This is a genomic window from Klebsiella sp. AqSCr (genome assembly GCF_008452795.1).
Taxonomy (GTDB): domain Bacteria; phylum Pseudomonadota; class Gammaproteobacteria; order Enterobacterales; family Enterobacteriaceae; genus Klebsiella; species Klebsiella pneumoniae.
Window position 1 is genome coordinate 1 of record NZ_MJDM01000015.1, and the last position, 8,569, is coordinate 8,569.

General features: G+C 47.6%; 13 protein-coding genes. 12 read left to right on the plus strand and 1 reads right to left on the minus strand.

Annotated elements, in window-relative coordinates:
- The first annotated feature begins 133 nt into the window (after positions 1 to 133).
- The gene (locus tag BHE81_RS25445; RefSeq protein ID WP_004182076.1) at positions 134 to 955 is read left to right on the plus strand and encodes a DUF932 domain-containing protein; all 822 of its coding nucleotides are present in this window, start codon (positions 134 to 136) and stop codon (positions 953 to 955) included.
- Between the two features lie 32 nt (positions 956 to 987).
- Complete coding sequence (locus tag BHE81_RS25450; protein WP_011977736.1) at positions 988 to 1,317, plus strand: DUF5983 family protein; 330 nt, start codon at positions 988 to 990, stop codon at positions 1,315 to 1,317.
- 32 nt (positions 1,318 to 1,349) lie between these two features.
- Here the strand turns inward: BHE81_RS25450 and BHE81_RS25455 are convergent, their stop codons facing one another.
- The gene (locus tag BHE81_RS25455; protein WP_004178063.1) at positions 1,350 to 1,835 is read right to left on the minus strand and encodes a transglycosylase SLT domain-containing protein; all 486 of its coding nucleotides are present in this window, start codon (positions 1,833 to 1,835) and stop codon (positions 1,350 to 1,352) included.
- A gap of 390 nt (positions 1,836 to 2,225) precedes the next feature.
- Here BHE81_RS25455 and traM point away from each other — a divergent pair, with 390 nt between their 5' ends.
- The 10 genes from traM to traV all read left to right on the plus strand — a co-directional run bounded on the left by traM (position 2,226) and on the right by traV (position 8,567).
- On the plus strand, positions 2,226 to 2,642 hold the full coding sequence (gene traM / locus BHE81_RS25460; protein ID WP_072145360.1) for a conjugal transfer relaxosome DNA-binding protein TraM: 417 nt from the start codon (positions 2,226 to 2,228) through the stop codon (positions 2,640 to 2,642).
- Between the two features lie 199 nt (positions 2,643 to 2,841).
- Positions 2,842 to 3,561, plus strand: coding sequence for a conjugal transfer protein TrbJ (locus BHE81_RS25465; RefSeq protein WP_016831034.1), 720 nt, complete (start codon positions 2,842 to 2,844; stop codon positions 3,559 to 3,561).
- Between the two features lie 168 nt (positions 3,562 to 3,729).
- A complete protein-coding gene (locus BHE81_RS25470) occupies positions 3,730 to 3,900 on the plus strand; it encodes a TraY domain-containing protein (protein ID WP_004144426.1) in 171 nt (56 codons plus the stop codon).
- Between the two features lie 61 nt (positions 3,901 to 3,961).
- Positions 3,962 to 4,330, plus strand: a complete 369-nt coding sequence (traA, locus tag BHE81_RS25475) for a type IV conjugative transfer system pilin TraA (RefSeq protein WP_004194426.1) — start codon at positions 3,962 to 3,964, stop codon at positions 4,328 to 4,330.
- 13 nt (positions 4,331 to 4,343) lie between these two features.
- Positions 4,344 to 4,649 (plus strand): type IV conjugative transfer system protein TraL, encoded by a 306-nt coding sequence (gene traL / locus BHE81_RS25480; RefSeq protein WP_004144424.1) that lies wholly within the window; start codon positions 4,344 to 4,346, stop codon positions 4,647 to 4,649.
- A gap of 19 nt (positions 4,650 to 4,668) precedes the next feature.
- Positions 4,669 to 5,235 (plus strand): type IV conjugative transfer system protein TraE, encoded by a 567-nt coding sequence (gene traE, locus BHE81_RS25485; protein WP_004144423.1) that lies wholly within the window; start codon positions 4,669 to 4,671, stop codon positions 5,233 to 5,235.
- Positions 5,222 to 5,962 carry a type-F conjugative transfer system secretin TraK gene (gene traK / locus BHE81_RS25490; RefSeq protein WP_013214019.1) on the plus strand — a complete coding sequence of 247 codons (741 nt, stop codon included), beginning with the start codon at positions 5,222 to 5,224 and terminating at the stop codon, positions 5,960 to 5,962. The genes traE and traK overlap by 14 nt, the downstream gene beginning before the upstream one ends.
- Positions 5,962 to 7,386, plus strand: coding sequence for an F-type conjugal transfer pilus assembly protein TraB (gene traB, locus BHE81_RS25495; RefSeq protein ID WP_149888847.1), 1,425 nt, complete (start codon positions 5,962 to 5,964; stop codon positions 7,384 to 7,386). Before traK ends, traB begins: the two co-directional genes overlap by 1 nt.
- Positions 7,379 to 7,975 carry a conjugal transfer pilus-stabilizing protein TraP gene (traP, locus tag BHE81_RS25500; RefSeq protein ID WP_040172382.1) on the plus strand — a complete coding sequence of 199 codons (597 nt, stop codon included), beginning with the start codon at positions 7,379 to 7,381 and terminating at the stop codon, positions 7,973 to 7,975. The genes traB and traP overlap by 8 nt, the downstream gene beginning before the upstream one ends.
- Before the next feature lie 22 nt (positions 7,976 to 7,997).
- Positions 7,998 to 8,567, plus strand: coding sequence for a type IV conjugative transfer system lipoprotein TraV (gene traV, locus BHE81_RS25505; protein WP_023316399.1), 570 nt, complete (start codon positions 7,998 to 8,000; stop codon positions 8,565 to 8,567).
- Positions 8,568 to 8,569: the final 2 nt, after the last annotated feature.

The window sequence follows — 8,569 nt, forward strand, 5'->3', positions numbered from 1 at the left end:
GCGAACGGCTCTCAAACGGGTGAAGGTTATATCCAGGGGGCAGGTTCAGCAGGTCCCCGCACAAAGTCAAAACCGCGGCCCCGGCAACTCAACGGGTGATGGTTAAAAAATTAAACAGGTGAAGGAGAATAATATGCGTTTAGCATCCCGATTTGGACTTACTCATTCCATTCGTCAGGAACGCCCACTGACTAACGATGAATTGGTCAAGGTTGTACCTTCTGTGTTTTCAGAAGAAAAGCATAATTCACGTAGTGATCGCTATACCTATATTCCAACCATTACACTGCTGGATAAATTACGTGAAGAAGGTTTCCAGCCATTTTTTGCCTGTCAGTCACGAGTAAGGGATGAGGATAAACGGGGGCATACTAAGCATATGGTAAGACTTCGCCGTGAAGGGGCCAATAAAGGAACAGAAGTACCCGAAATCATTCTTCTTAACTCGCATGATGGATCGTCCAGTTATCAAATGATCCCGGGTATGTTCCGTTTTGTATGCACAAATGGCCTTGTGTGCGGTACGTCGTTTGGTGAGATTCGTGTACCTCATAAAGGTGATATTGTGGGAAGGGTTATCGAAGGTGCTTACGAAGTTTTGGGAATTTTCGATAAAATAACTGAAGGCGTTGATGTCATGAAGTCTATTACCTTAACCAAGGAAGAACAGCGTCTGTTTGGACAAGCTGCATTAACCTACCGATATGAAGATGAAAATAAATCTCCGGTCAGTATTGAACAGATAATTCATCCGCGCCGTTATGAAGATAAAAAAGATGACATCTGGACTACATATCAAAGGGTCCAGGAAAATCTGATTAAAGGCGGTTTGCCTGGCCGAACTGAAAAAGGGAAAAGAACAACAACCCGGCCAGTAAAAGCAATTGATGGTGATGTCAAACTCAATAAGGCATTGTGGTTAATTGCGGAGAAATTCCGCACTCTTAAAGGCTAATTATAAGCGCCGGGCAGCTGTCCGGCGTTTTGATGGTGGGAATACTTATGTTTGAATTTAAAGCTGTCTGTATCAGTATTTCACATATGGAAGAAGGTGATATCAGAGTTCTTCAGGTGCTTTCATCAACAACCAATTATCTAACTTGCGATAGTTACTTAGAGTGGATACATGATACACCTTATGGTTGTGTTATAAGGATGTATGATTTCAAACGCCATCTTCTGGCGCTAAAAAGAGGTGGGGTGTCAAAATTTTTACGCAAAAATCTCATACTAATGCACCGGGAGGGCGGGTATCTGCTTTTTCATTTTGATAGTGATGCCGATTATTATCCAGGTATAGATGCCGTAGATTTTTAAGAAATTCAAGCCTTCTTATATCAGAAGGCTTTTTAGTTCATGGCGATTTTCTGATCTTTAGAAGAAGTTCGTTTGCTTGCTTTGATAGCCGTGTAGTAGTAATGGATCTTCTTCGCATACTCGTAACGTCTTGCTGCCTGGCGCGGGGTCTTTTTGAAGCCTGCATTGTATGCCCCGACTGCATCCCACGAAACGCCCCACTTTTTAAACGCCTGAGCCAGATAATAGGCTCCGGTGTAGATGTTAAGACAAGCATCGCTAAGAAGATGATCCGGTTTTATTCCATATCGCGACAGTTCGTTGAAATGCTGCGAGTCAATTTGCATCAAGCCTGATCCATAACCCGTAACAGGATTACGACCAATCGCATCAATTTTAAATCGTGATTCTTGCCATGATATAGCACGCAGGAGATCCGGATCAATTTTGTAATCCCTGCCAGCCATATCAAAGCAGTCTGCTGCCATTGATGACAATGGTATTAAAGACAGGATGATACCAAACGCTGCTCCCTTCATGAATTCCCCTCCGTGCCAAATCCCGGAATAACCTTAACCCATCCAAGACCGAGACTCAACATATATGCACTCCTCACCACAAAATGACCACACACTACGCAAAATTAAAATTTTGCAGATTTCACTTTAGCTTCAGTGGCTTAACTGTAGTTATATTACATTATGTTATTTTTCTTTATATATATGTGAGTTGCCGGCGAGTCAGTAGTAAGTCGTCGGTAAGTCTATAGCGACTCGTTTATGACTCACTCTTTTATAATCATATATTTAAAGCGACTTAACTCTAGACTTAAGTCGCCATGTGACTCGTAATGCAACTTTCTTAGACTCTAGACTTAAGTTTAGAGTTGTAAAGAAGGTAAACTCGCGTTATCTTCTCGCCATAATAACTTGCTTGATGCTGTTTTTAATAAAGGAACCGATATGGCCAGGGTACAAGCTTATGCTAGTGATGAAGTTGCAGAGAAAATTAATGCAATAGTGGAAAAGCGAAGGGCTGAAGGGGCAAAGGAAAAGGATGTCAGTTTTTCAAGTGTCGCTTCGATGCTCCTTGAATTAGGGCTTAGGGTTTATGAGGCTCAAATGGAAAGAAAAGATTCAGGGTTTAACCAAACTGAGTTTAATAAGATTTTGCTTGAGAATGTCATGAAGACTCAGTTTACCGTATCCAAACTTTTGGCTATTGGCTCTCTAAGCCCTCATGTTACAGGTGATGAACGATTCGAGTTCCGCAGCATGGTGAGTAACATTCGAGAAGATGCAAAAGATGTTATTTCTCACTTCTTCCCCGAGCAGGAAGAAGAGTAAGAACTGGTGTGTGTTTATGGTGGTTTGTAATTAATTCAGTAGTAAAAAAAGAATAATGATCTAGCTTTAAAAAGTGACATGGAAGAATAAGGAATATAGAATACTTACAGGGTTGTAATAAAATTTGTTGAAGCGTTGACGTCCGGGGCTAGTCCCCCCGAACGTCAACTATCCATAGTGTCCTTTCCAGGAGGCGCCTATGTGTGCGAAGGATCGTAGTCATATTGCTGTGCGCAGTCAAACAGATTCCATTCATTCTATGCGCGAGATGCTTAATATTTCATCTTGCCCTGCTTTTATTCGTGATTCCCGGGGCGAAGTAATTCACACCAGCCCAACCTTTGACAAAATTTTCTTAACATCTGGTGGAACTGGAGCATTTGATACACCCAGAGCACCTGGAAGCTGGTTTCTGGATCTCTCCCTGGAGATCAAACTGGAACTGATGCAGTCAGAACTGAAATCGTTTTCAGAAGGTTCTGCTGTACTTGTTAAAAATATTTGGTTGGCAGGTTCACTTTGGACTGTTTTTATTGAAACGTTCTCGATTAATGAAGATACATACAGTAAATGGGTTTTTATAAATGAAGATGAACCGATGCCTCATCCTTCAATGGAATACAATGACTTTTCTATAAAGATGCAAAGATATATCGAAAGAATTCAGCGTTCAGCAAAGTCTGACTGGGCTATCTTTAATCTGTATGCGGTTGGGTTTTCTCATGCATCTATTTCGAAGATTACAGGTGTTGGGGTGCAAACCTCAAAAAATACAGTTAGTAAAATAAAAAAGGAACTGAGCTTTGATAATCGTGACTATATCATAATGTCATCGATCTATACTCTAAGTTATGGAAAGTTTATATCGAATGTGGTTTCGATATTAAACGATGGTGTTAATTTTTTGTTAAATCAATAGTACCGTCGGTACTTTTGATTTGTGAAAATAATTTACTCAAGATTTCTCCTTAGTTTGTTTACTTTTAAATCCTCCAATGTAAGATTTATTAAAGGTTGGTAATCTTACTTTGGAGGTCGATTGGAAAGAGCGATTAGGAGCAACGCACGACCTGCGCCTGGAAAAAATGTGCTTTTAAAATTAGATGAAGAAACTAATCGTCGACTCATCAAAGCAAAAGACAGAAGCAGAAGAAGTAAAACAGCTGAAGCTTATTTGAGACTGAAAGATCATCTAGAACGTTTTCCGGACTTTTATAACTCGGAACTAGCCGTACCAGGAGGTGAAAAGGAAGAGTGATTTAACATCATAGTCAAAAATCTGTTTTATATATCAACCATTCTTTTTAAAGGAAATAAATATGAATGCTGTATTAAGTGTTCAGGGCTCTGCTGTCTCTGAAAAAACCAAACCGTCTTTTATGTCCCGCGTTTTCAATAAAAAGAAAGCCCTGAAAGTCGCTAAAGTTGCGCTGCCGGTTGCTGCTGTGGCGGCGTTCTTCCCGGATGCTGCGATGGCCACCACCACGGCAACCGACCTGATGAAGTCCGGGGATGCGACCGTTAAAGGCACGTTTGGTAAGCAATCCAGCGTAGTCAAATGGGTGGTTCTGGCAGAAGTCGTCGCCGGTGGCATCATGTACATGATGACCAAAAACGTGAAGTTCCTGTTTGGCTTCGCGATTATTTCCACCTTTATCACCATCGGTATGTCGGTCGCCGGTTACTGACAGGAAGCACGTGATGACGGGAGACGAATTAAAGCGATACCGTTTCCCGGAAACACTGACTAACCAGTCCCGCTGGTTTGGCTTATATCTCGATGAACTTATCCCGGCCGTGATTTGTCTCGGCTGGGGTTTCTGGACCAGCAAGTTCATTTTTGGCATAGCTTCAGCGGTACTGGTTTTCTGGGGTATCAAGAAACTGAAAAAAGGGCGGGGCAGTTCCTGGCTACGCGACCTGATTTACTGGTATCTGCCAACCTCCCTTCTTAAAGGTTTCTTTCATGATGTTCCGGACTCCTGTTTCCGGCAGTGGATTAAATAAATCAACGGGGAAATAACATATGGAACATGGTGCCAGACAAAATACCACCCGCGTTATCGCTGTGGGATTTATCAGTCTGGGGACACTCCTGACCCTCAGTCTTGCGACCAATATTATCCAGGGCATAAATAATTACCGTCTGCAGACGGAACAGAAAGTGGCGGTGACACCGATGTTATTCCGTGCACCCTTTGCGGTGTCTCAGAACCAGGCTGACGCCTCTTATATTGAGCAGCTGGGCCTGTCCTTTGTTGCCCTGCGTCTGAATGTCACGCCGGAAACGGTTGATGCCCAGCATCAGCAGCTACTCCGGTATGTATTACCCGCCTCGCAGAACAGCCTCAAGGTCCAGCTGGCTGAAGATGCGAAACGCATTAAAGACAATAACGTTAATTCCACCTTTTATATGACGTCGATGCGTGCCTGGCCGGCAGAGAACCGCGTGGATATCCGGGGTGAGCTGAAAACGTGGATTGGGGATTCCAAACCCTACAGTGAAATTAAAAGCTATGTCATTCAGTTCAGTCGTGTCGATGGTGTCAGCTGGCTGGCACGTTTTGGAGAAATAAATAATGAAAAAAATTAACCCGTTATTTATTTCAGGCTGTCTGCTGTTGGCCGCCCCCGCGATGTCCGCGACCCTCAGCGGTACGCTGGCGCCGACAGTGGTCCCCCTGACCAATGGTGGTCAGGCAAATATTGCCGTGAGTAACACCGACCCGAATCTGTTCACAGTACCTGGCGATCGCATCACGGCGATAAACAGCCTGGACGGTGGCCTGACAAACCAGGAGCAGACCGACAGCGGCGGTGCCATTCTGGCGACCGTCAGTAAAAAACCATTCACCTTCATTGTGGAAACCGAACGCGGGCTGAACTTCTCCATTCGTGCCGTGCCCCGTGCGGGCTCAGGCCGGACAATTCAGCTGGTCAGCGAGCTGGCGGGTACCCCCGGTCCGGCAAAAGCCTGGGAAGAGTCGAACCCCTATGAATCGTTACTGGTTTCGCTGAATCGCGCCGTGCGTCAGGGCAGCGTACCCGATGAGTATCAGTCTGTCCCCGTCACTTCTGAAGTGCTGCAGGTGCCGGCTGGTCTGCGCGCCACTGCCGATCGGGTCTGGGTCGGTCATCACCTGAAAGTTGTCCGTTACAGTCTGGACAATGTCTCCCTGTCGGCCCGTATGGTGCGTGAAAGCGATTTCTGGCAGCCCGGAACACGTGCCGTCATGTTCAGTACCCCGGCGGGCCTGCTGACTGCCGGTGGTCGCATGCAGATCTGGGTCACGACGTCAGATGAAGGAGTGAAGCGCTGATGGCCAACTTCAACACGCTGATCAAACGTAAGCAATATATCTGGCTGGGACTCATTCTGGCGGGCGGCGCGGCAGCAGTCGGAGGCGGGCTGTATCTGTCAGATCTGAACATGAGCTCTGATGAGGAAGCCCCGGCTCAGGGCGAACCCGCACCGGATATGACCGGGGTGGTCGACAGCAGCTTCAACAGTAAGGTGGAGCAGCACGCGACAACAGAAATGCAGGCGACTGCCGCTGATCTCAACAAGCGTTTTGACTCCCTGCAGGGGGAAGTGGAACTACTGAGTAAGGCGCGAACCGCTGACCAGATACGTATCGACAAACTCAGCAGTGACAATGAAGCCATGCAGAATCAGCTGAAGTCGCTGGGCGTGAAACCGGCTGTCTCTGGTGGCGAGCCCGCGCCGACTCCTCCGTCACCGCCACCCGGTCCGGAAGGTGAGCCGCAGCCAGCCAGTTATCCGCCGCAGACCGGCGCCGCGGTACCGCCTCCGACGGCATTCTATCCGGGGACTGGTATGACACCGCCGCCGCAGGTCAGCTACCAGTCTGTGCCGGTACCAAACCAGATACAGCGTAAAACGTTCAGTTACGACAAAGGAAAGAACGCGAAGTCATTGCCGTACATTCCGTCGGGGAGCTTTGCAAAAAGCATGCTTATCGAGGGGGCAGATGCCAACGCGTCTGTTACCGGGAATGAATCCACTGTACCGATGCAGCTGCGTATCACCGGTCGCGTGGAAATGCCAAACAGCAAAACCTACGACCTGACAGGGTGTTTTGTGGGGCTTGAAGCCTGGGGCGACGTATCGAGTGAGCGCGCCATTGTCCGGACCCGCAATATCAGCTGTATCAAAGGTGATAAAACCATCGATCAGCCCATTAACGGCCACGTGTCATTTATGGGGAAAAACGGGGTTAAGGGAGAGGTGGTGATGCGTAACGGAAAAATCCTCGGCTGGGCATGGGGGGCCGGTTTTGTTGACGGGATTGGTCAGGGCATGGAACGGGCTTCACAGCCGGCAGTTGGCCTGGGGGCAACCGCATCTGTTGGCGCCGGTGATGTTCTGAAAATGGGCGTAGGCGGTGGTGCATCTAAAGCTGCGCAGACGCTGAGCGAGTACTACATCAAAAGGGCCGAGCAGTATCACCCGGTCATTCCGATTGGTGCCGGTAACGAAGTGACCGTCGTGTTCCAGGATGGTTTTCAGCTGAAAACCATTGATGAACTGGAAGCGGAAAAGAACGGGCAACAGCAGGCTCAGAATCAGGAGGCGGAGCCGGCACCGCAGGCTGATGCACATCGTCAGTCAGGCGGCGGTATGAACGGATTCAATACTGACGAGATGCTGAAGAAGCTGGGCAAACTTGATCCGCGTGAGTTCTCTCCGGGCGCAGCGCCGCAGGGGGAAAATAATGGCTAAGTCTCTCATTACTGCTGTTCTGTCAGCACTGCGCTGGGCTCACTGGCTGGTTAAGTGTGCGGTGGTGTATCCGCTGGCCATGATGATGTTACTGGTTGTTCTGGTGTTCCGGACGGGACCGTACACGTTCGGCCAGACGCTGGTGAAAACCGTAGAGTCTGTGCAGCAGGAGGGATATGTCATTCAGGACTGCACGGGGCCGAAAGAACTTAATGGTGATGCGGTGAACACACCACTGCCTCCGGTTTTACAGGAAGACTGCACCACCGTCAGTACGGATGCGGCAGGGTATGCAGCATATATCGACCAGAGCTATACGCATAATATTCTCTGGCTCTGGCTGCTGATGGCGGTGGTGTTTACCGGGATCGCTGTGGTTTTCCGTCGGACTCCTGTCCGCAGGGTGATCATACGGAAAAACGGTGTTGTCGTCGGAGAGTCTGGTTCGGGTTCTTCAAGGCTGATTCTAGCCCGATCTGATGTCAGCCAGATTAAGCGTGTTTACGATGAAATGAGTCCGGGTGAAGGGGATAAATTTGTTCGGGCGATTAAGGAAAATACCCAAATCAGGATGAACCTGAAGAAATAACCGATAAATAGCGAGAAATATCATGAAGGAATTAATGCTGTTAATTCCTCTGGGCAGCGCTTTGCTCTTAACCGGGTGTGCGGGCACAGAGACCGAATTTCAATGTAATGCCACGACGTCGGATACCTGTATGACGATGGAACAGGCAAATGAAAAAGCGAAGCTGAAAGAGGAACGCAGTGATGCAAAGCCGGCTGCGGCCGGGTTGCCACAACTGGCTGAGGGTAATTTCAGAACAACGTCAGTTAATTCGTACCCGTTGCCGCCACAGCCAAATTTAATGCAGTCAAGAACAACGACAACGGTACCGACTAATACAGTAACGTCAGGATTGCTGACGAATAACAGAATAGTCAGTGCGCCGGTATATCGGCCCGTGGCTGTAACGCCAGCTGTTCGGCCGGTGAGTGTATCAACTTATACATCACCGGTGACGGCTCCTGGTAACTATCCCCGGCCATTAAGAAAAGGGGAGGAGACAACGTCATTGTGGATAGCGCCGTATGTGGATGCAGATGATGTATATCATCAGCCGGCAACGGTTCTTTTTGTCGTAAAACCATCGGCGTGGGGACAACCTCGCCTTAATTGATT

Excerpts from the sequence above, each read along its gene's own strand:
- BHE81_RS25445 (WP_004182076.1), top strand. The coding sequence starts at position 134 with ATGCGTTTAGCATCCCGATTTGGACTTACTCATTCCATTCGTCAGGAA.
- traE (WP_004144423.1), top strand. The coding sequence starts at position 4,669 with ATGGAACATGGTGCCAGACAAAATACCACCCGCGTTATCGCTGTGGGA.
- traL (WP_004144424.1), top strand. The coding sequence starts at position 4,344 with ATGACGGGAGACGAATTAAAGCGATACCGTTTCCCGGAAACACTGACT.
- BHE81_RS25465 (WP_016831034.1), top strand. The coding sequence starts at position 2,842 with ATGTGTGCGAAGGATCGTAGTCATATTGCTGTGCGCAGTCAAACAGAT.
- BHE81_RS25450 (WP_011977736.1), top strand. The coding sequence starts at position 988 with ATGGTGGGAATACTTATGTTTGAATTTAAAGCTGTCTGTATCAGTATT.
- traK (WP_013214019.1), top strand. The coding sequence starts at position 5,222 with ATGAAAAAAATTAACCCGTTATTTATTTCAGGCTGTCTGCTGTTGGCC.
- traB (WP_149888847.1), top strand. The coding sequence starts at position 5,962 with ATGGCCAACTTCAACACGCTGATCAAACGTAAGCAATATATCTGGCTG.
- traV (WP_023316399.1), top strand. The coding sequence starts at position 7,998 with ATGAAGGAATTAATGCTGTTAATTCCTCTGGGCAGCGCTTTGCTCTTA.
- BHE81_RS25455 (WP_004178063.1), bottom strand. The coding sequence starts at position 1,835 with ATGAAGGGAGCAGCGTTTGGTATCATCCTGTCTTTAATACCATTGTCA.
- traP (WP_040172382.1), top strand. The coding sequence starts at position 7,379 with ATGGCTAAGTCTCTCATTACTGCTGTTCTGTCAGCACTGCGCTGGGCT.
- traA (WP_004194426.1), top strand. The coding sequence starts at position 3,962 with ATGAATGCTGTATTAAGTGTTCAGGGCTCTGCTGTCTCTGAAAAAACC.